Annotated in this window: 14 protein-coding genes; 7 read left to right on the top strand and 7 right to left on the bottom strand. The window is 74.3% G+C overall.

Annotation, left to right across the window (positions count from 1 at the left end; translation table 11 throughout):
• Nucleotides 1-195 precede the first annotated feature (195 nt).
• The 3 genes from zwf to pgl are packed head-to-tail and all read left to right on the top strand — an operon-like array spanning nucleotide 196 to nucleotide 3610.
• Nucleotides 196-1773, top strand: coding sequence for a glucose-6-phosphate dehydrogenase (gene zwf / locus WMF17_RS22765; protein ID WP_437604184.1), 1578 nt, complete (start codon nucleotides 196-198; stop codon nucleotides 1771-1773).
• Nucleotides 1770-2846, top strand: coding sequence for a glucose-6-phosphate dehydrogenase assembly protein OpcA (locus WMF17_RS22760; protein WP_437604183.1), 1077 nt, complete (start codon nucleotides 1770-1772; stop codon nucleotides 2844-2846). Before zwf ends, WMF17_RS22760 begins: the two co-directional genes overlap by 4 nt.
• Before the next feature lie 35 nt (nucleotides 2847-2881).
• Nucleotides 2882-3610, top strand: a complete 729-nt coding sequence (pgl, locus tag WMF17_RS22755) for a 6-phosphogluconolactonase (RefSeq protein WP_437651246.1) — start codon at nucleotides 2882-2884, stop codon at nucleotides 3608-3610.
• A 30-nt stretch (nucleotides 3611-3640) separates the two neighbouring features.
• On the opposite strand, the gene WMF17_RS22750 is transcribed toward pgl, so the two are convergent.
• Nucleotides 3641-4741, bottom strand: coding sequence for a glucokinase (locus WMF17_RS22750; RefSeq protein WP_437651244.1), 1101 nt, complete (start codon nucleotides 4739-4741; stop codon nucleotides 3641-3643).
• Between the two features lie 143 nt (nucleotides 4742-4884).
• On the opposite strand from WMF17_RS22750, the gene WMF17_RS22745 reads away from it, so the two are divergent.
• From WMF17_RS22745 to WMF17_RS22735, 3 genes are read left to right on the top strand one after another with little or no spacing between them, the layout of a single operon-like run.
• Nucleotides 4885-6993, top strand: a complete 2109-nt coding sequence (locus WMF17_RS22745) for a mechanosensitive ion channel domain-containing protein (protein ID WP_437651242.1) — start codon at nucleotides 4885-4887, stop codon at nucleotides 6991-6993.
• Nucleotides 6990-8294 (top strand): cation:proton antiporter, encoded by a 1305-nt coding sequence (locus WMF17_RS22740; protein ID WP_437604179.1) that lies wholly within the window; start codon nucleotides 6990-6992, stop codon nucleotides 8292-8294. The genes WMF17_RS22745 and WMF17_RS22740 overlap by 4 nt, the downstream gene beginning before the upstream one ends.
• A gap of 11 nt (nucleotides 8295-8305) precedes the next feature.
• The gene (locus tag WMF17_RS22735) at nucleotides 8306-9769 is read left to right on the top strand and encodes a cation:proton antiporter (protein WP_437604178.1); all 1464 of its coding nucleotides are present in this window, start codon (nucleotides 8306-8308) and stop codon (nucleotides 9767-9769) included.
• Between the two features lie 12 nt (nucleotides 9770-9781).
• On the opposite strand, the gene WMF17_RS22730 is transcribed toward WMF17_RS22735, so the two are convergent.
• From WMF17_RS22730 to WMF17_RS22705, 6 genes are all read right to left on the bottom strand, one after another.
• On the bottom strand, nucleotides 9782-10402 hold the full coding sequence (locus tag WMF17_RS22730; protein WP_437651240.1) for a hypothetical protein: 621 nt from the start codon (nucleotides 10400-10402) through the stop codon (nucleotides 9782-9784).
• A 93-nt stretch (nucleotides 10403-10495) separates the two neighbouring features.
• The gene (mltG, locus tag WMF17_RS22725) at nucleotides 10496-11725 is read right to left on the bottom strand and encodes an endolytic transglycosylase MltG (RefSeq protein ID WP_437651238.1); all 1230 of its coding nucleotides are present in this window, start codon (nucleotides 11723-11725) and stop codon (nucleotides 10496-10498) included.
• A 159-nt stretch (nucleotides 11726-11884) separates the two neighbouring features.
• Nucleotides 11885-13426, bottom strand: coding sequence for a vWA domain-containing protein (locus WMF17_RS22720; RefSeq protein ID WP_437651236.1), 1542 nt, complete (start codon nucleotides 13424-13426; stop codon nucleotides 11885-11887).
• Between the two features lie 53 nt (nucleotides 13427-13479).
• Nucleotides 13480-15933, bottom strand: coding sequence for an NAD(P)-binding domain-containing protein (locus WMF17_RS22715; protein ID WP_437651235.1), 2454 nt, complete (start codon nucleotides 15931-15933; stop codon nucleotides 13480-13482).
• On the bottom strand, nucleotides 15917-17644 hold the full coding sequence (locus tag WMF17_RS22710) for a DUF4215 domain-containing protein (protein ID WP_437651233.1): 1728 nt from the start codon (nucleotides 17642-17644) through the stop codon (nucleotides 15917-15919). The genes WMF17_RS22715 and WMF17_RS22710 overlap by 17 nt, the downstream gene beginning before the upstream one ends.
• Nucleotides 17626-19338 (bottom strand): vWA domain-containing protein, encoded by a 1713-nt coding sequence (locus WMF17_RS22705; RefSeq protein ID WP_437651231.1) that lies wholly within the window; start codon nucleotides 19336-19338, stop codon nucleotides 17626-17628. Before WMF17_RS22705 ends, WMF17_RS22710 begins: the two co-directional genes overlap by 19 nt.
• Before the next feature lie 301 nt (nucleotides 19339-19639).
• Here WMF17_RS22705 and WMF17_RS22700 point away from each other — a divergent pair, with 301 nt between their 5' ends.
• Nucleotides 19640-20263 carry a hypothetical protein gene (locus WMF17_RS22700; RefSeq protein WP_437651229.1) on the top strand — a complete coding sequence of 208 codons (624 nt, stop codon included), beginning with the start codon at nucleotides 19640-19642 and terminating at the stop codon, nucleotides 20261-20263.
• Nucleotides 20264-20701: the final 438 nt, after the last annotated feature.

The raw sequence follows: 20701 nt of genomic DNA, 5'->3' as shown, positions 1-20701 counted from the left end.
ATCGGATGGAAGGGCGCCGCGAGCCGGCGGGCACGCTCGGCGCCGCCCCGCGCTCCGCCCGTACGCCCGCGCGCGGCCGTCGTCAGACGCGTCAAGGCGCGCCGTTCGGCCTTCCGTCGGCGCGATCGGCGCTAGCCTACGCCGCGGAGGCGCGCGAGCATCGTGCCCGTCGTCACCGACCGGAGCTCATCCATCATGACCCAAGCCGAGAAGAACCCGCTTCGCGAAGGAATGCCCGAGGAGCGAACCGCCTCGCCGGCGGCGCTCGTCATCTTTGGCGCCTCGGGCGACCTGACCCGGCGCAAGCTGCTGCCCGCGGTCTACAACCTGGCGCTCAGCCGCCTCCTGACCGGCGGCTTCGCCGTCGTCGGCGTGGCGCGGCGTCCGAAGCCGGATTTCGCCCAGGAGATGCGCGAGGCGGTCGGGAAGTACTCGCGGCGCCCGCTCGAGGAGGCCGCCTGGAGCGAGCTGGAGAAGGGCATCAGCTACGTCCAGGGGGCGTTCGACGAGCCCGAGACCTACACGCGGCTCGCGGCGGAGCTCGTGCGGCTCGACGCCGAGCGCGGCACCCGCAAGAACCGGGTGTTCTACCTGGCCGTCGCGCCCGACCAGTTCGCGCCCATCGTGCGCGGCCTGCGCGCGGCGGACCTCGTCGCGCCGCCGTCGCACGAGAAGGACGCGCCGTTCCAGCACGTGGTCGTCGAGAAGCCGTTCGGCGAGGACCTGGCGAGCGCCCGCGCCCTCAACCGCGACCTGCTCGCCCACCTCGCCGAGTCGCAGATCTACCGGATCGACCACTACCTCGGGAAGGAGACGGTCCAGAACCTCCTCGTCCTCCGGTACGGCAACACGATCTTCGAGCCGCTCTGGTCGCGGCAGCACGTCGATCACGTGCAGATCACGGTGGCCGAGGAGATCGGCGTCGAGGGCCGCGGCAAGTTCTACGAGAAGGTCGGCATCACGCGGGACATCGTGCAGAACCACGCGCTCCAGCTGCTCACGCTTGTCGCGATGGAGCCGCCGTCGTCGTGGGACGCGGACGCGGTGCGCGACGAGAAGGTGAAGGTGCTGCGGACGCTCCGGCCGATCGAGGGGCCGGACGTGCTGTCGTCGACGGTGCGCGGCCAGTACGCGCCCGGCATCGTGCGCGGTGAGAAGGTCCCCGGCTACACCGAGGAGCCCGACGTGGCGAAGGACTCGAAGACCGAGACCTACGTCGCGATGAAGCTCCACCTGGACAGCTGGCGCTGGGGCGGCGTGCCGTTCTACCTGCGCGCCGGCAAGCGGCTGGCGAAGCGGGTGGCCGAGGTGGTGCTGCACTTCAAGCCGCTGCCGCACGGCCTGTTCAAGGGCGCCCCCGGCGCCACCGACGAGCCGAACGCGCTCGTGATGCGCCTCCAGCCCGACGAGGGCATCTCGCTCCGCTTCGCGGCGAAGATCCCGGGCAGCGGCATCGCGCTCCGCGGCGTGACGATGGACTTCCGGTACGGCGCGGCGTTCGGCTCCAGCACGCCCGAGGCCTACGAGCGGCTCCTGCTCGACGCGCTGCGCGGCGACGCCACGCTGTTCACGCGCGCCGACGAGGTCGAGGCGCAGTGGGGCTTCGTCGATCCGATCTTCGAGGGGTGGGGGACGCAGAACGCGCCGATCGCGCGCTACGCCGCGGGCACCTGGGGCCCGCCGGAGGCCGACGCCCTGGTCGAGCCGACGGCCGATCCGTGCGGCTCGCGCGGCGACCGCAAGCCCTCGGAGCGGGCCTGGAGGCGGCCGTGAGCGCGGAGGGCATCGCCGCGGTCATCAAGCGGGTCGAGGCGGAGCTCGCCGAGTTCTGGTCGGCGCCCGACGAGTCGCGGCCGGAGCCGGCCCCGAAGACGCGCGCGTCGACGATGAACTTCGTCGCGGTGGGCAGCCGCGCCGAGGTCGAGCGCCTGAAGGAGCAGGCCGAGGAGCTCGCCGAGACGCACGCGGGCCGGACGCTGCTCATCACGCTCGACGACCGGCTCGATCCGCTGAGCGTCCAGGCCGACTGGTCGGCCACGTGCCGCCGCGCCGGAGAGGTGCCGATCTGCTACGATCGCGTGGAGCTGACGTTCGGGGTAGCCGCCGCCGAGCGCGTCGCGTCGGTGGTGAGCGCGCTGACGATCTCCGACGTGGCTGTGATCGTCGAGCTCGCGCCGGGCGCGCCGAACGTGCTCGGCGACGCGCTCGCGCCGATCTGCGATCGGCTTGTGTTCGACTCGGCCGAGACGTGCATCGAGCGCATCGCGGAGGTGGCGCGCCGGACGAGGGCGCCGCTCGCGGACCGGGCGTACGTGCGGACGTTCTCGTTCCGCGAGCTCGTGGCCCGGTTCTTCGACGACATGCCGGAGGCGTGCCGCGCGATCCGGCGGGTGGAGATCGCGCGCAGCGCGGGGTCGAAGCCGGATCCGGCGGCGCTGTTCCTCGGCTGGATGGGCTCGCGGCTCGGATGGACGTTCGTCTCGCGTGGGCCGGCGCAATCCGGCGGCGCCGGCGTGGTCGGCCGCGCCCGCGCGGCGGACGGCGCGCCGATCGAGATCGCGCTTGTCGACGGGCCGCCGGCGGAGGAGCAGGCGTGGCGGCGGATCGACGGCGTGCGCCTCTGGACGTCGCTGCGCGGCGAGCCGCTCGCGCTCGGGTGCGTGCGGCTCGACAAGGCGCCCGCCACGGTGCGGTGGACGATGGAGGGGGCGCGGTCGGCCGAGCACCTCCACCCGCTCGGCTACCGCGACGAGACGTGGGTGCTGACGAAGACGATCGACTCGCTGGAGGGCGATCGGCTGCTGCGCGAGGCGGTGCTCGCCGCCGCGGCGTGGAGCGCCCTCTGAGCAGGCCCGAAGCAGAGGTAGAGAGGAGGATCGAGATGAACGGTGGTGGTGAGGAGACATGCGTCGCGGCGGACGCGGCGGAGCTCGCGCGCCTCGGGGCGGAGCTCATGGCGCGCGCGATCTCGGCGGCGATCGAGGCGCGCGGCGTCGCGCGGATCGCGCTGTCGGGCGGGAGCACGCCGTCGGAGGCGTACCAGCGGCTCGCGGCGCTGTCGCTCCCGTGGGCGCAGACCGAGTGGTTCTGGGTGGATGAGCGCGCGGTCGCGCCCGACCATCCCCGCTCGAACTACGGCGCCGCGCGCCGGGATCTCGCGGCGGCGCGCATCCCGGAGGAGCGCTTCTTCCGGATGGAGGGGGAGGCGCCCGATCTCGCCGGGGCCGCGGCGCGCTACGAGCAGCTCCTGCGCGCGCGCTTCGGGGTCGCGTCGGCGGTGGCGTTCGACCTGATGACGCTGGGGATCGGCGACGACGCGCACACGGCGTCGCTCTTCCCCGGGACGGGCGCGGTCGGCATCGAGGATCGCCTGGTGGCCGCGATCCCGGCCCAGCCGGACAAGGGGCTCGAGCCGCGGCTCACGCTGACGGCCCCGGTGATCCGGGAGGCGCGGCTCAAGCTGCTCCTCGCCCGCGGGGCGAGCAAGCGCGCGGTCCTGGAGCAGGCGAAGCGGACGGGGCCGGCCGACGAGGTGCCGGCGCGCGTCGTGCGCGGCGGGGCCGGACAGCTCGTCTGGCTGCTCGACGCGGCGGCGGCGCCGGCCGGGTAGGGAGCGCCCGGGCTAGCCCTGCGCTTGCGCTCAGGGCTTCCTGGATGACGCGCCGCGTCGGGGCGCCTCGTCGGCCGGCGCGGCGAGCTCCTTCGCGAACGTTAGCGCGCCCCGGACGCCGACGAGGGGATCGGTGACCACCGCGACGGGCACCCCCTCGAGGAGCGGCGCGAGGCGGCCCTTCTTCAGGAAGGACTTCATGAACAGCTCGCGCCGGGCGGTGACGAGGTTCCTCGCGATGTTGCCGAGGACGAAGACCCCGCCGAGCGCGAGCTCGCGCAGGGCGAGGTTGCCCGCCTCGGCGCCGTAGATCTCGACGAACAGGTCGACCGCGCGCGCGGCGGGCCGGAACGCGCGCGCGAGCCCGAGCTCGGAGATCGCCGCGTTGCGATCGCCCTCGGCGAGGCGGCGCTCGATCGCGCGCGGCACGCGGGCGGCGCGGGCGGCGAAGAAGTCGAAGAGGGCGCCGAGCCCGTCGCCCGAGAGGACCCGCTCGTAGCTCACGTGATCCGGGTGCCGCTCGGCGAGGAACTGCCACACCTCGGTCTCGAGGGCGGAGCGCGGGGCGAAGTCGGCGTGACCTCCCTCGGTCGGGAGCGTCAGGTGGCGGGCGCCGTCCCAGATGAGCCGGGCCTCGCCGAGCCCGGTGCCGGCGGCGATGACGGCCAGGTTGTTCCCCTTCGGCCGCGGCCGGTGCTCGGTGAGCGGCGTGATGGCGGCGCGGGGGATGTGCAGGCAGCCCCGGGCGCCGACAACGAGGTCGTTCACGAGCAGGACGCGCGCGATCTTGAGCCGGCGCGACAGCTCGCGCTCCGCGAGGCGCCAGGGCAGGTTCGTGACGGTGGCGGCGTGGTCCTTGATGGGGCCGGCGACGCCGAGCACGGCGACCGCGGGGTGGGGCGCGTCGCTGCGGACGAGGAAGGGGAGGGCGATCTCCTCGAAGCTCGCGTGCTCGCGGCTGCGGAAGACCGCCTCCGAGAGCGGCTTGCCGCCGGAGGCGTCGTAGAGCGCGAGCCGGGTGTTCGTGCCTCCGATGTCGCCGACGAGCAGCGACGGGGCCACGGATTTCTTGGTCCTTGCCACGCGGGCGCCCTGCCAGCGCCCTGCATCGGCGGCAAGGCGATCCGTCATCGGGCGAGCGCGGCCGAGGCGATCGTCTCGAGCGGCCCTCGGGCCTCGAGCGATCGCGCCGGCGCCGGCGCCCCGTGGTTCACGAGGCCCTTCGTCGATGTCCCGCCTTGACCGGCGCCCCGCCTACGGTTGAGAGTGCCGACGTGCAGCGGCTGTTCCCCGCGCTCCTGGTCGCGCTTGCCGGCCTCGTCTCTCCCGCCGGCCCAGCGTTTGCCGAGGCGGCGCCGGGCGCGCTCGCGCAGCTCTCGCCGTCGCCGCTCTCGCCGTCGCCGCTCGCGCAGGGCGCGCCCGCGCCGCCGTCGCAGCAGCGCGCGTCGCCGCCTCCGCCGCAGCGCGCGCCGGTCGTCTCCGCGTCGCCATCCGCCACGCAGGTCGCACCGCGATCCGGGCAGGTCACGCCGGCGCTGCCTGCGCCGGCCAGCTCCGCGCCGTCGGCGCCGCCCGCGCCAGCGTCCGCGTCGGCGCCTGGGCAGGCCGCGTCGGCGCCGCCCGCGCCGGTCACCTCCGCGCCGCCGGCGCCGCTCGCGCCCGCTCAGGTCGCCTCCACGCCGGCGCCGCTCGCGCCCGCGCTGGAGTCCGCGGAGGTTGCGTCGGCGGCGCCGCTCGCGTCCGCGCCGCCGCCCGTGCCGCCGCCGCTCGTGCACGTCGCGCCGTCGCCTGTGCCGGCCCCGTCGCCGGTCGCGCAGGTCGTGCTGGCGCCCGCGCGGCCGGCGCGGCCCGTGCCCGCGCCCGCGCCGGCAGCTTCGAGCGCTGACCCGGGCGAGCCGCCCGCTCCCGACCCCCAGCCTCCGCCGCCTGCGGCCGAGCAGCCCGAGGCGCGCGTCGAGCTGCTCGGCCGCACGGTGTTCGCCGTCCGTGTGCACCGGGGCAGCCTCTCTCCCCCGGAGCGCGCCCGCGAGGCGGCGAAGGTGCTGGAGCGCGCCGCCCAGGAGAAGCAGGTCCCCGAGGTCCGCGTCGACGAGCGGGCGGGCGTGGCGATCGTCTACGTCGGCGAGAGCCCGCTCATCCACCTCGGGCCCGAGGACGCCGTCGCGGCGGGCAACGCCACGGTCTCCGTCCACGCCGCCGCGGTCGCCGCCACGGTGCGCGACGTCCTCGCCAAGGAGCAGAGCCGGAGCCGCCTCGCGACGAGCGTGTTCTCGTTCTCGCTGCTCGTCTTCTCGGGGCTGATCGCGCTGCTCCTGCTCCGCAAGGTCGGCGAGCTCGTCGAGCGGTCGCGCGCCTGGGTCGCCGAGCATCCGGAGCGGCTCCCGGCGCTGCACGTCCGCGGCATCGAGATGCTCCGGCCCGCCGCGTCCCAGGGCGCGCTCTCGGTCGCGCTCGGCGCCGCCGGCATCCTCGTCCGGCTGGGCATCGCCTACATCTGGATCCTCTTCACGCTCTCCCTGTTCGAGTCCACGCGCAACTACAGCCAGAAGCTCACCGGCTTCGTGCTCGCGCCGATGTCGGATCTCATGGGGCGCATCGCGCGGAGCGTCCCCGTGCTCGTGCTCGCGATCCTCGCGACGCTCGCGGTCATCGTCGTCATCCGCTTCGTGGGGCTGTTCTTCGGGAGCGTCAGCCGCGGCGAGACGTCGCTCGGGTGGCTCCCCTCCGATCTGGCGGTCGCGACCGGGGTCCTCGTCCGCTTCGGGATCCTCGTGGCCGCGCTGCTCCTCGCGGCGCCGCTCATCACCGGCACCGACGAGGGGCCGATCACGCGGGTCGGCTTCGTGGTGCTCGCGTCGGCCGGGCTCGCCGGCACGCCGCTCATCGCCTCGGCGGCCGTCGGCCTCTCGGTCATCTTCGGGCGGCGCCTGCGCGTCGGCGACGTCGCCGACGTGGGCGGCCGGTCCGGGCGGGTCCGCGAGCTGACGCTGCTCGAGGCGCGCCTCGAGGACGAGGACGGGTGCGTCGTGCGCGTGCCCCACCTGCTCAGCCTGTTCCATCCGACGCGCGTCCGCGGCCGTCCGCCCCTCGTGACCCTCGAGATCAGCGTCGACCCCTCCGCCGATCTCGAGCGGGTGCGGGAGCTGCTCCTGAAGACGGGCTCGGGCCTCGGCAGCCGCGCCCGCGCCGCGCTCGTCGCGATCGACGACGGGGGCGCGCACTTCCGGGCCACGATGGCCTGCGACGGCGACGACGTGCGCAGCCGCTGGCTCACCGCCGTGGCGCAGGCGCTGCTCGCCGCGGGCATCCGGCTCGGGCGCGCGCCTGTGCCCTCCGGCGCCGCGCCGCGCAGCGCGCCGCAGGACCGGGGCGCGGCCTCGTGAACGCCATCTGGCTGCTGATGGGGCTCCTCGTGCTGTCGTACCTCGGCAGCTCGCTCGTCAGCGGCCGCGTGCTGCGGGGCATCGGCCTCCCCTCGGGCGCCGAGTACGTGGTGCTCGGCTTCGTGCTCGGGCCCTCGGCGCTCGGGCTGCTCGAGCCCTCGTCGCTCGCCGCGTTCGAGCCCGTGGCGGGCGTCGCGCTCGGCTGGCTCGCGATGGTCGTCGGCCTCGATTTCGGCTTCGTCGGCAACCGCCGCGTCCGCCCGTCACGCATCGCGCTCTGCGTGCTGATGAGCCTCTTGACCGGCGGCGCGGTGGCCGCCGCGGTGTGGTTCGCGGCGGCCCGCGGCGCGCCGTCGCTGGAGCCCGGCGACCGGGGGCTGCTCGCGGCGGGCGTGGGCGCCGTCTCCGCCGAGACGACGCGGCACGCCGTGCTCTGGGTCACGCAGCGCTACAGCGCGAGCGGCAGGCTCTCGGACCTCATCGCCGACATCGCCGACTGCGACGACCTCGGGCCGCTGCTCATGATGGGCGGCGCGTTCGCGCTCGTCCCGCAGGCGACGGGCCACTGGCCGCTCCCGTTCTGGGGGTGGACGATCGTCACGGCGCTCATCGGCGTGGTGCTCGGGCTCATCGCGGTCGTGCTCCTCGGCAGCGATTTCCGCCTGATCCAGAGCTGGGGCGTGCTGCTCGGCACGTCGCTGCTGACGATCGGCACGAGCGCCCGGGTCGGCCTGTCGCCGCTCTTCGCGACGTTCGCGATGGGCGTGACGATCGCCGCGATCTCCCGGCACCGCGAGGAGATCGTCGCGATGGTCGCGCCGACCGAGCGGCCGGTCATCCTGCCGGCGCTGCTGCTCGCGGGCGCGCACGTGAACCCGAAGGCGGCGCCGTTCCTGCCCTGGATCGTGGGGATCGCGCTCGCGGCGCGGGTCGCTGGAAAGCTCGGGACGGGCCTCGCCTTCCGGGTCATGTCGCCGGACGCCCGCGGCACGTCGCCGTGGCTCGGCCTGGGGCTGCTCTCGTCCGGCGCGGTGGCCATCAGCGTCGGCCTCGCCTTCGCGCTGCGCTTTCCGGGCCCGGTCGGGCACACGGTCCTCTTCGCCGCGGCGGCCGCGGCCGTGTTCGGCGAGCTCGTCGGGCCGCAGGCGCTGCGCGCCACGCTCCGCAAGGCCGGCGAGCTCGCCGCGCCCGAGCGGGAGTCGCTCTTCTTCGGCCGCGGGCTGGCCCGCGCCGCGCGTGACGCCCCGCCGGGCGACGGGGATGCCTCGCCGTCGTCCGCGGCCAGGCGGGGGGAGGGCTAGGAGGTGTCACCGTGAGCGCTGCAGCACTTCCTGACGCTGGGCCCGTTTCGCCCGCCGGGCCTGCCGCGCCCGCTGGGCCTGCCGGGCCCGCCGAGCCACAAGGCGCGCCTGCGGCCCGCCATCATGGGTCGGCCCCCAAGGGGCCGCTGAACCACCTCACGCACGCGGTCGCGCTGGTGATCCTGTTCGGGGTGCTCTACGCGACGACGCGCGCGGTCCCCCACGACCAGGGGCTGGCGGGCACCATCGCCTCGATCGGCTTCCTCCTGCTCGCCGGCACGCTCGCGAGCGAGCTCGTCGAGCCGCTCGGCCTGCCGCACCTCTCGGGCTACATCCTCGCGGGCGTCATCGCGGGGCCGCACGTCCTCAAGCTCGTCGATCACCACGCCGTCGAGGAGATCTCCCGGGTCAACACGCTGGCGCTGGCGCTCATCGCGCTCGCCGGCGGGGCCGAGCTCCGGATCGAGATCGTCAAGAAGAGCCTGAAGAGCCTCCTCTTGCACAACGTCGTCCAGACCGTCCTCGTCTTCGTGGCGATGACCGGCGTCTTCTACGCCGCGCGCTCGCTCGTCCCGTTCGCCGCCGAGCTCTCGACGACCGCGGCGCTCGGCGTGGCGATCCTCTGGGGCGTGATCTCGGTCACCCGCAGCCCTTCGGCCGTGCTCGGCATCCTCTCGCAGACGCGGGCGACGGGGCCTGTCGCGATGAACACGCTCGCTTTCGTGATGACGTCGGACATCGTCGTCATCGTCGTGACGGCGATCGCGCTCTCCACGGTGCGGCCGCTCATCGAGCCGGGCACGACGATGTCCATGCACGAGATCGAGCTGCTCGGCCGCGAGATCCTCGGGAGCATCTCGATCGGCACGACCCTCGGGCTCGCGCTCGCGGCCTACATGCGGCTCATCGGCCGGCAGCTCATCCTTGTGTTCGTGGCGCTCGGCTTCGGCGCCACCGAGGTGCTGCGGTACCTCCGCTTCGACGCGCTGCTCGTGTTCGTGGTCGCCGGGTTCGTCGTCGCGAACCTGTCGAAGCAGGGCGAGAAGCTGGTGCACGCCGTCGAGGACGCCGCGAGCGTGGTGTTCGTGCTGTTCTTCGCGACCGCGGGCGCGCACCTCGACTTGCCGTTGCTCCGGCTGATGTGGCCTGTCGCGCTGCTCTTCGGCGTGTCGCGCGCCCTCGTGACCTTCGTCGCGAGCCGGATCGGCAACCGGCTCGCGGACGACCCGCCGGTGCTCCGGAAGTGGGCCTGGTGCGGGCTGGTCTCGCAGGCCGGGCTCACGCTGGGTATCAGCCTGACGATCGAGCGCGCGTTCCCGAGCCTGGGCGCCGGCTTCCGCGCGCTCGTCGTCGGGTGCGTGGCGCTGAACGAGGTGGTCGGTCCGATCCTCTTCAAGTACGCGCTCGACCGCGCCGGCGAGACGGCCGTCGAGGCCTCGCGCGGGTCGCTGCCGAACATCGGGCGCCACGGGTGATCTGCGGCCGGCTCACGGGGTGAACCGGAGCGAGTAGCTCACCACGGTGGGGCCTTTCCTCGGCTTGAGGAAGTCGATCCGCTCGAAGACGCCGACGACGCACGCCGTGAACGCCTCGCCCTTGAGCGCCGTCCGCGGCTTGCGCACCTCGGCCTTGCCGCCGTTCTTCTCGATGCGCAGGTCGATCCCGAAGTCGCCGGCCTTCGCCGGGTCCTCCGCGAGCGCGAAGCAGCGGCGGAAGTCGTCGAAGTGAGGGGCGACCGAGCGCTTGATCGGCTCCTTGGTGAAGTCGTCGTGCGGCCCGCCGCCGATGTGCATGCCGATGTTCGCGACCTTCACGTTCGGGAGCGGCGCGGCGTCGGCCGGGGCCGTCGGGTCGGCCGCGGCGCTGGCGGTGGGGGCGGCGGGCGCGGCGGAGGCTGCGGCGCTCGCCGCGGGAGCTGCGCTCGCGGCTGCGGAGGGTGGCGACGGCGCGGCGCTCGGGGGCGCGGATTGCGTCGCCGCAGTCGGGGGCGCGACGCTGCGGTCGGTGCGCTCGCTCGGGGGCGTGGTGCGGGGCGAGCAGCCTGCTGCCGCGGCGGCGAAGGCGAGGGGAGCAGAGAGCGCGAGGAGGAGCGGGGCGGGGCGGCGCATGATGGCGCGCGAATCTACTGCGGCTCGCGGCGATCCAGGAAGCGCGGACGGCGCGGTGCGCCTCGGCGACTTTGCGTTTTTTCTGTTCTCTCTCTACTGCCCCGTCGCGTCCCGCCGCTTCCGCACCGCGTTGTTGTGCTCGTCCAGGCTCTCGCTGAACCTGTGGCGACCCCCGCCGGCCGCCACGAAGTAGAGGTACTTCGTCGCCGCCGGCGCGAGCACGGCCGCGATCGACGGCGCCCCCGGGTTGGCGATCGGCCCGGGCGGCAGCCCCGCGTGCGCGTAGGTGCTGTAGCGGTTCCTCGGGTCGCGCACCACGGCGGGCGTGGGCTTGCCGCCCCACTCGGCGCACGACGGCGCCTGCTCGGGCCACGCGACGCAGCCGTAGAGCGCCGTCGCGTCGGACTGCAGCCGCCGCGAGCGGAACGTCGGATCCAGGAGCCGGTTCAGGAACACGCTCGCGATGAGCGGCCGCTCCTCCGCGACGACCGCCTCCTTCTCGACGATGGAGGCGAGCGTCAGCACCTCGCGGCGACCCCAGCCGAGCGTCGCCTGGAGCGCGGCGAGCCCGTCTTTGCTCTCGCCCGCGAGCGCGTTCCAGCGCCGGTCGGACTCGGCGACGAGGCGCTTCGCGACCTCGCGCGCGTCGGTGTCCAGCGCGAGCTCGTACGTCGCCGGAAAGAGGTACCCCTCCGCGCTCTCGGCCCCCACGGCGCCGCCGTTCTCGATACCGAGCGCGTCCAGGAACGCGCCGTCCGCGGTCGCGGCGAGGAACGTCTTCCTGCCGGCGACGTGCAGCTTCTCCAGCCGGGCCGCGACGTCGAAGCGGTTCCAGCCCTCGGGGATCGTGACCTTCGCCGTGGGACGCCCCTCCGCGCGCGTGAGCAGCTGCCGCAGCTCCCGCGGCGTCGCGCCCTCGAAGAGCAGGTGCGGGCCCGGCACGAACCCCTCGGTGCCGCCCGTGGCGCCGAGGTACAGCGCCATCGCGCGCTCGCTCTCCACGAGCCCCTCGGCCCAGAGGAGCGAGGCCGCCTCGCCCGCGTCGAGCCCCTCCGGCCAGTTGATCTCCACGACGCGCCCCCGGTCCGGGGTCCTCATGCGTCCGAAGCCGATCACCAGCGCGAGCAGCGCCGCGCCCGCCGCCGCGAGCGCGCCCGCGAACCCGAGGAGCAGCGCCCGCCCGCGCTTCGGCCAGGGCCGCGCCGGGCGCCGCGACGCGGGCGCGCGCTGCCCCGCGCCGCGCGCGCGCCGCGCAGGGGTGGTCTTCCGGTTCGACGGCGAGGGCTCGCGCGGGGGCGAGCCCTGCGCGCCGTCGCCACCCATCCGTCGGTTTCCCGGCCGGCTCGGCCTAGATCGAACGCCCACCGCCGGGAGTCAAAACCCGAAAGCCCGACCCGCGTCAACGCCCGGGCCGCGGCGCGCGCGCGGCTGGCCGGCGCCGGCGTTCGCCGCGCCGCTGCCCGCGCCGCGTCGCGCCGCGCGTCAGCGGGCGAGATCGAAGGCGTCCGCCTCGTTGCGGCGGACGGCGGCCTTGCCCTCGCGGGACTTCGCCGGGGCCGGCCGCGCCGCCGGGGCCTGCGCGAAGCCGCCCGGCTTCGCGGGGGCGGCCGGCGGCGGCGTGGCGAAGCCCGTGTCGGCCCGCTCCAGCGCGGCGAGCTGGCCCTCGAAATCGGACGCCACGTCCTTCGCGCGGCTCGCCGGCGCGCTGCGCTTGGCCTTGTCGGCCGCGCTCCGCAGCGACCGCTGCTGCGCGTCGAGCTTGCTGCGCGCCTCGTCGAGCCGACCCTGCTCGAACAGGAAGTTGGCCTGCTTCAGCGTCGCCGCCGTCTCGCTGCGCTGCACGCGCCCCGCGACGAGCGCGTCGAGCTCGCTCGCGTCGGCGTCGCGGTCCGCGATCGCGACGCCGAGCTTGCCCTCGCACCGGGCGTCGGTCTTCGCGACGAGGTCCCGGTAAGCGAGGCCGACGTCGGCGATGGGAGACTCGCCGCGCCCGTCGCCGCCGAGGCCGTCGAGGCGCACCTTGAGCAGCACCGTCTTCACCTCGCCCGCCGCGAACGCGCCGAGCGGCACGATGACCTGGTCGCCGGCCCGCCGGAACGAGCGATCGAAGACCCGATCGAGCGTGACGCCGGGCGCGAGATCGATCGCGAGCTCCGCGCCGTTCGCGATGGTGGCGGTGAGCTGCTCCGCCTCCGCCTCGAAGATGCGCGCGAGCGCGGCGTCGTTCTCGACGAAGTAGTGCCGGCCGTTCGAGTCGAGCGCGATCGCCGACAGGATCTTCTCATTGTAATCGACGTCGACCCCGATGGTCGTGATGCTCACGCCGCGATCGCGCGCCCGCTGGGCCATCGCGCGGAAGCCCGGGAGGTCGCGGACCCCGTGGTTCGTGTCGCCGTCGCTGAGGACGAGCATCCGGCTCACGCCGCCGCCCGTCTGCCCGAGCAGCGAGAGGCCCTCCTCGATGCCGCAGGAGATGCACGTGTCGCCGCCGAGCGAGATGCCGCGGACGCTCGCGAGGATGCGGCCGCGCGTGTCCGGCCCGACGGTCGTGGGCGGGACGACAACGGTCGTCCTCGTGTCGAAGGTGACCACCGACACGACGTCGCCGTCGTTCATGCGGCTCACGGCGGTCGTCGCCGCCTGGACGGCGTTGGCGAGGCGGGTGCCCTTCATCGAGCCGGAGCGATCGATGACCAGCGAGAGGCTCGCCTGCGCCTGCGTCTTCGTGGGCGACCCGTCGCTGCGGACCTCGAAGCTCAGGAACGTCTCCTGCGCCGAGCGGGGGAGGCGGGCGTGACCGACGCGCCCCTCCAGCATCAGCCTGGATCCGGCGGTGAAGCGGCTCGGGTCGACCGCGGCCACGGCGCCGCCCACCACCTCCGGGACCACGCGGGGCGGCTCGGCGGTCACCTCGGTGGTCCCCTCCGTCGCGCCCCGGCCCCCGGACGGTGCGAGCGAGTAGACCGAGAGGCTCGTGAACATCATGCCGAGGGCGGAGAACAGGGCGACATGGGTCGGCTTCATGGCTCCTCCAGAGAACTGCCTGCGCCCCTCGATCTTACGCCCTCATGCCGGGCTCACGCCGGAGGGACCGCAGGCGTGAGCCCTTCTACGTCGTCGGGCCCGGAACGATCTGACGGCTCCACGGTCGGCCGGATCCCGGCGGCGCGGAGGGCGCTCCACGGCGGGATGCTCCCGATGAGGACGAGCACGGCGTCGCAGGGGTGCGCCAGCGCCCCCGACGGCGAGGCGAGGGTCGCCACGAGCGCGCCGCGCGGATCCCCGGCGAGCGCGGCGACGTCGGTCTCGAACCGGAGCGAGAGGCGGGACGTGGCCGCAAGTCGCCGTATCTCCTCGATATTTCGCGTCTTCCCGCGCCGGAACCCGCCGCCGCGGTAGACGACGGTGACCTCGGTGGCCGGCTGGCGGGACAGCGCGATGGCGGCCTCCATGGCGACGTCGCCGAGCCCGACGATCAGCACCCGGCTGCCGGCGAGGCTCCGCGCATCGGCGAGGTGGTAGTACACGCGCCCCTCCACCTCGGCGGACAGCTCGAATGGAAGGCGGCGCGGCGAGCCGCGCTGGCCGAGGGCGAGCAGCACGCGTCGCGCCCGGCGCTCGGTGCGCGGCCCGCCGTCGCGCGGCTCGGTGACGACGACGAAGCCTGGCGCGGCCTCGCCGGCGGAGCGCGCGTCATGGCCGCCGAGGCGCGCGACCGACACCATCCGGGTATCTTGCAGGATGGGGAGCCGCTCCTTGCGCACGATGCGGAGCCAGTGGGAGAGGAGCTCCTCCTTTGTCGACTCCTTCAGCCACAGCTTCCCGGTCATGGGCAGGTCGAGCGGCTGATCGAAGACCAGCTTGCCGCGCGGGAAGCTCTGGATGCTCTGCGCCACGCTGCCCTGTTCGATCACCTCGAACGAGAGGCCGAGCTCCTTGGCGCGCAGCGCGGCGCTGATCCCGGCGGGCCCGGCGCCGACGATGATCAGATCGAGCCCCGGGCCGCGCGGGCCGGCCTGGCGCAGGTCCTCCGCGACGCGCGTCGCCGCGTGCGCGCCCTGGTGGATGGCGTTCTTGATGAGGGGGAGGCCGGTGACGTCGCCGGCGAGGTACAGGCCCGGCACGTCGAGGCTGCCGAGGTCGTCGCCGAGGCGCGGGCGATCGGCGATGGGCGCGCCGCCCTCGATGGTGAGCGACCCGTTGGGGCAGCGCTGCTCACACAGGGTGAGGCCGCAGCACGCCTCGGGGCGGGCCACGACGGCGACGTACCGCTCGATGGCGAGCACGTCGTACGGGCACGCGTCGACGCACGCGTAGCAGCCGAGGCAGGTGGTCGTGTCGATGCGGGGAAGGCGCACGCGCGCCGCGGGGCGCAGCATCGCCTCGGCCGCGTCGGCGGCTTCGGGGCCGCGCGAAGGCCGCCGCGCGCGCCGCGCGTGGGCGCCGCGGGCGCCCGCGAACGCGAGGCCGGCCGCGGCGAGGCCGGCGCCCATCCAGAGCAGCGCGCGGCCGGGGGGCAGCGCGCGGCCGGGGGGCAGCGCGCGGCCGGGGGGCAGCGCGCTCCTGGGGGGCAGCGCGCCCGTCACTACCGGCAAGGCCGCGGCGGCGTCGCGCGCCGCGTCCCACGCGAGGGCGCGGTCCTCGGTGTGCTGGCCGTTGCAGACGCCGCCGCTGCTGCTGCCGCGGCGGCCGCCGCTGCTGCTGCCGCGGTCGGCGCGGACGATGGCGGCGTCCTCGGGGAGGGCGGGGCGGTGCTCGTCGAAGCAGGTGATCGGCCGGGCGTCGCCGAGCGGCGCCTGCGCCGCGACGAGGCAGCGCGCGATCGGGTCGCGCGGCGCGGCGAGGTCGTGGCAGGGCGTGCAGCTCCCGGCGGTGACGATCGCGACGGTGGTCGGCTGGCTCGGGCGGAAGGCCGTTGGCGGGAGCTCCACCTCGACGCCCGGCGCGAAGCGCACCGGCGGCCTCGAGGGGTCGAACACGACGCCCTGGTCTCCGCGGTGGATCGGGTGGCATGTGGCGCAGCCCAGCGCGCCGCTCGCGAGCAGCTGCGCGTGGCTCCTGCGGGCGGACCCGTGGTCGCCGTGGCACCCCGTGCAGGCCTGGTCCAGGCGCGCGCCCGCGGCGGCTTCGCGCGGGGCGGCCGCTTCGCGCGGCGCGGAGGGCGCCTGCTCGATATGGCACGACGCGCACGCGAGCTGCGCGCGCGCGTGGGGCAGCGAGAGCGGCCCCGGCGCAGCATGCCCCCCCGGCGGCGGGAAGAGCAGCGCCGCCGCGCCGGTCGCGACGGCGCCGGCCAGCGTGGCCGGCAGCACGCCGCGGAAGCGGGTGACGTCGGAGGTCGACTCGGCGCGGCGCGCGGCGCGCCCGCGGACGACCTCCCGCGGCTGGGCGGCGCGCTGGCGCGGATCGGACAGATCGGCGCGGTAGAGCGTCCTCGATGGGTCGGGCGAGCGCGCCGCCTCCCCGGCGGCGCCGCCGGACGGCGCCTCCGTACGGCTCCCCCGGCCGCCCGGGCTAGAGGATCGTGACATTCAGTCGATAGAAGAAGGTCGCGTCGGGGACGATCTCCGCGGCCCTGACCCTCACATGGTAGGTGCCCGCGGCCAGGCCGGTGACCAACGCGGAGGAGCAATAGCCGAGCCCCGAGTCTTCGTCCGATGCGAGCACGGCGGCCCCATTGTCGCCCAGGATCTCGATGTAGCTGTCGAGCCGCCCGGTCATGCACGTCCCGGTGCCATTGTCGCTGACGGTTGCGATCAGGGTCGAGCTCGGCCCGGGCACGCTCACGGCGACCACGTCGACGTCGCCTGCCGGAGAGATCTCCGCGAGCCATGGGGCGGCGTGGGCGTCTGCCTGCGCCGGCGTGTTGTTGGGCTCCGTCTCATCGAGCTCGAAGCGGCAGGCGGCGCTGCACCCGTCGCCGGCCGTCGTGTTGCCGTCGTCGCACTGCTCGCCGTCGGTCGCGACCCCGTCCCCGCAGACCTCGGGAACGAGCGTCACGATGAGCCGGTAGGGAGTCCCCTGATCGGCGGCGACGTTCGCCGTGACGCGGACGTAGTAGTCGCCCGCCGGGAGCGCCGGCGCGACGGCGCGGGCGCAGTGGCCGACGCCCCCGAACTCGCGTCGCACGAGCAGCGCGCCGCTCTCGTCCAGGATTTCGACCGTGGTGTCGAGCCGGCCGTTGAGGCAGTCGGAGCTCGTGACGTCGGAGGTCTCCGCGATGAGCACCGTGGGGCCGCTCGGCACGGTGACGCGCACGACGTCCACGTCATCCGGCGGATCGATGGAGGCGAAGAACGGGACCGCGTGGGGGTTGGCCGAGGCGATGGCGTTGTTCGGCTCGACCTCGGTCGCCTCGAGCCGGCAGTCGTCGGTGCACCCGTCGTCCGGCTGACCGACGAGGTTGTCGCACTCCTCGGCCGGATCCTGGATGCGGTCGCCGCAGACCGTCTCGCGGCTCCTCACGCCGAGCTCGAACGCGCCCGTCTGCCCCTCGTCCGCCGCGCCCGCGACGACCACATAGAACGCATCGCCCTCGCGGACGGGGACGGTGAGCCGGTTCTCGATGCCCGCGCCGGCGCTGACGCCGCCGCAATGGAGCTCCGTCGCGGCGTCGTCGCAGGCGCCGCGCAGCACGGCCATGAGCGCGGCGTCGGTCCCCGGGGTCAGCACCACGTCGAGGAACCCGGTGGTGGTCGCCGTGAACGTGTAGGCGACGCCCGGGAGCCCCGCCGTGCACCCGCCCTCGACGGCCGCGTGGCCGCTGATGTCGCCGGTGACGAACGCGGGATCCGGCAGCGCCACCGGGGCGGCGCACAGGTCCGCGCACGCCGCCGCGCACTCCGGATCGGCGCAGTCGGCGCTGCCGTCGCCGTCGTTGTCGCGGCCGTCCTGGCATCCCTCGATGCCAGCGCAGCCCGACGTGTCGACGGTGCATTCGGCGCTGCACCCGAGCTGGCCGCTCTCGAAGCCGAAGCTCTGGCACGTGGCGTTCCTGACATCGGGCCCGTCGCACGCCTCGTCCAGCTCGGCGGCGTCATTGCCGCAGGCGCCGGGCGCGGCGCCGCCGCCGCCCTCGCCGCCGCCCCCGCCGCCGCCTTCACCGCCAGCGGCCCCCGTTCCGCCGGCGGGAGACGGCCTCGGCCGGTTGTCGTCGTCTCCGCCGCACGCCGCCGCGGCGATCGCCGCGGCGGAGAGCAGCGCGAAGGCCGTGATGCGGCGGCTCACTCGGAATCCGGACATGAATACGTGATCTCCCAGTCCTGCACCTGAACACCGCCTCCGCCCGTGCTCGTCGGGTTGAGCCTCATCTGGATCTCGAGGTACTCGGTCCGGGCGTCCGGGAGCTCCTCCAGCACGTCGAACAGATCGATCGCGCACGGCGGCGCCGAGCTCTCATCGCAGATCCGCGTGTCGGTCGGCGCCGCTTGCGCGGTGGCGGCGAGCCGCACCGTCGCCCCGCTGAGATCGTCGGGATCGTCGGCCGATCGCACGAAGAACTCGACGCTCGAGTCGCCCGGCGTCGCCGTCCTGTACCTGAGGTACCCCCACTGGGTCTTGGTCCCCGGCGGGCAGACGCCGTGGTAGCGCTCCCAGTTCGTGGTGATGGGCGTGAGGCTCGTGGTCACGCACGGGACGGTCGCGCGGACCTTCCCCGGGCTATCGCGGAGATCGGCGCACGTCTGCGGGCAGAGCTTGACGCTCGTGTTCGTCGCGTCGGCGAAGTACCAGCCGCCGGCGCCGCAGCTGCCCAGCCCGGTCCGGGGCGTGAGGGTGGTCTCGGTGCCGGCGTTGTTCACGTGGACGACGGACACCGAGGCGGGATCCGCGACGCCGGCGAGGGGGACCGTCACGTCGCAGGGGAGCGCCTCTCCGCGGATCGAGACGAGCGCGTCGAGGAGGCTGCCTTGCAGCGTCGTGCCTGCGGTGAGGTTGTACGCCTGTCCGCCGCCGCGAGCGGCGATGAGGTTGATGATCTCGGCGTTCGAGTTGCCGAAGCCCACCGCGTGCACGCGGACGCCGTGGTTCTCGAAGGCGTTTCCCGCCAGGTCCCCGATGTGGTTCGGGACGGTGTCGCAGTGCGACGGGATGCCGTCGGTCACGAACACGACAGCGACCTCCTCCTCGGGGTGGGCCTTCTTGTAGTTGATCGCCCAGGTCGTGGCGCCGTTGAGCGCCGGGTGCATCGGCGTATCGCCGTCGGCCACCTGGAAATTAATGAACGCCTGCAGGAGCTTGAGCTCTTGCTGATCGCCCATCATCGCGGATTGCTCGGTCAACCTGTCGGCTGCGGCGCCGTTGAACGGGACGAGCGGCAGTGCACAGCCGCCGCCGTCGTCGACGGACGGGCAGCCGGGGTTGTCGTTGCAAGGGCCGGGGTTGTCGTGCGGCCAGAACCGGAACGCGACGCCGAGCCCCGCGGACGCCGGATCGCGGAAGAACTCCCTGAGGGCCTCGCGCGCCGGGTTCCATCGGGAGCCGCTCACGTCATCTCCCGACGAGTTCTTCACCATCGAGGTGGATCGATCGAGCGCCACGAACAGGGTGGCCGGCCTGATCAGCGAGACGCTGGCCGTGGCGATGCAGCCCGGCGACTCGCACATGGCCGATTGATAGATGCTCCCGTTGTTGGCGCACTCGCACTCGGCGATCTGCCCTGGGCCCGGCGGGTTGACGATGAGCTCCATGCCGTCGGCGACGCCTGTGCAGCCGGCCACGCTGATGCACTCGCCCGGGGCGATCGGCTGCGCGGTCGTGCAGGCGGGGGTGCCGCCGCTCGGGCTGCAGGAGTCCAGCACCTGGCTCGGCGCCGAGGAAGGGAGCTGGCCCGCGCCCGCGGCGTAGCGGTGAATCGCGATGCCCGCGGGGGCCGGCGTGTTGCCGCGGTTGCAGACCGGGATCGTCCCGCCGCAGGGCACGCCGACCGTGAGATCCACGCCGGTGCATGCGGGGTTCGTCTGGTTCGGCAGGTAGGCCTTGCAGAGGCCCCGTTGCTGCTCTGGATCGGTGCTGCAGGTGGAGCCGCACAGCTGCTCGACAAGGTCGACGCACGTGGCGTCCCAGACCTGGGTCGCTGGGGCGCACGTCTTCCCAGGGCACTCGGTAGCCACGAGATTGACGCACGCTGAGCTCCAGGTCCCCGCGCACCTGCCGATTGGGTCCAGGACGCTTCCCGTCGGGCACCCGCCGATGATCGGGCTGCAACGTCGCGGGGTGCCGGGCAGCACGATAGGGCAGTTGAAGTTCATTCCGAAGACGGCCGTGCACTCCATGGTCGACGTGCACCTGAAGTCGCAGCAGAGCGGGTTGGCCGCGCAGATGTTGGCGATGCACGGGTCGCCGCACGTCGCGGTCATGTGGGTCGCGACGCCGGGGGCATACTGGCAGGCGTCATGCCCGCAGTCGGCCGGGATGGTCGTCTGGGTGCAGCAGTTCGGGTTCGCCTCGCAGACCTTCGCGACGCAGCCGCTGCAGGTCGACAGGAGCGAGAGGCCCGTCTCGCACGGATTGTGGGCGCACGCGCCCTGCGCGGGGTGCTCGCAGTACTGGTCGAACTGGCAATCCTCGCTGGTCGTGCAGGGCTGGTGCGTGCCCTGCCGCGCGACGCCCTCGGGCAGCTCGTTGATGTCCCCGACCGACCACGTGTACGTGGTGCCGACCCCCGAGAGATCGATGGGCCCCCCGTCCGGCACCTCCTCGAACGACTGGCACGACGGGTCGCACGGGTTTGTCGCGCAGAGACCCGCGTCGGAAGCCTCCGAGTTGGCGAGCGGGCGCGGATACCCGCTCTCGCCGCTCCCGCGGGGCGAGGGCCCGAGCGGCGACCTCCGCATCGTCATCGTCCCCTCGCAGCTTCCGTAGCGCCCGTCCTGACACCGGCGGATGCCGTCCATGCATGTCAGCACGCCCTCGTGCTCACCGACGGTGATGTGACACTCGATTTCTTCGCCGTCGACGCACGGGTCACCCGTGCCCGTCCCCGCGTCGGGCCCGCCCGTTCCGTCCTGCGGCCCCGGGGGGCCGCTGTCGTCTCCGCTGCACGCCCCGGCGATCACCGCCGACGCCGTGAGCAGCGTGACCAGCAGCAGCGCTCTCGGCGCCCACGCCTCGGCGGAGCCTGATCGGGAGAGCGCTCCCATCCACTTGGTCGAGGGACCAGCCATCAGCTTCTCTACCTTCCACTGGTGTGGTGTCGGGAAAATTGTACCTGGGCGTTGAAGGCAAAGTCCAGGCCTCTCGCCCGCGCGCTGCCTGCCGCGAAAAAGGCGGCCGCTGCGCGGAGGCGCGGACGTCGCCGCG

Source organism: Sorangium sp. So ce362 (genome assembly GCF_051519845.1).
Taxonomy (GTDB): Bacteria; Myxococcota_A; Polyangia; order Polyangiales; family Polyangiaceae; genus Sorangium.
Note: the sequence above shows the minus strand (reverse complement) of the source record. Positions and strands in the feature narration are given on the sequence as shown.

What these genes read in the sequence shown, in the direction of transcription:
- zwf (WP_437604184.1), top strand. Translation starts at nt 196, where the DNA reads ATGACCCAAGCCGAGAAGAACCCGCTTCGCGAAGGAATGCCCGAGGAG.
- pgl (WP_437651246.1), top strand. Translation starts at nt 2,882, where the DNA reads ATGAACGGTGGTGGTGAGGAGACATGCGTCGCGGCGGACGCGGCGGAG.
- WMF17_RS22750 (WP_437651244.1), bottom strand. Translation starts at nt 4,741, where the DNA reads ATGACGGATCGCCTTGCCGCCGATGCAGGGCGCTGGCAGGGCGCCCGC.
- WMF17_RS22730 (WP_437651240.1), bottom strand. Translation starts at nt 10,402, where the DNA reads ATGCGCCGCCCCGCCCCGCTCCTCCTCGCGCTCTCTGCTCCCCTCGCC.
- mltG (WP_437651238.1), bottom strand. Translation starts at nt 11,725, where the DNA reads ATGGGTGGCGACGGCGCGCAGGGCTCGCCCCCGCGCGAGCCCTCGCCG.
- WMF17_RS22720 (WP_437651236.1), bottom strand. Translation starts at nt 13,426, where the DNA reads ATGAAGCCGACCCATGTCGCCCTGTTCTCCGCCCTCGGCATGATGTTC.
- WMF17_RS22715 (WP_437651235.1), bottom strand. Translation starts at nt 15,933, where the DNA reads ATGTCACGATCCTCTAGCCCGGGCGGCCGGGGGAGCCGTACGGAGGCG.
- WMF17_RS22710 (WP_437651233.1), bottom strand. Translation starts at nt 17,644, where the DNA reads ATGTCCGGATTCCGAGTGAGCCGCCGCATCACGGCCTTCGCGCTGCTC.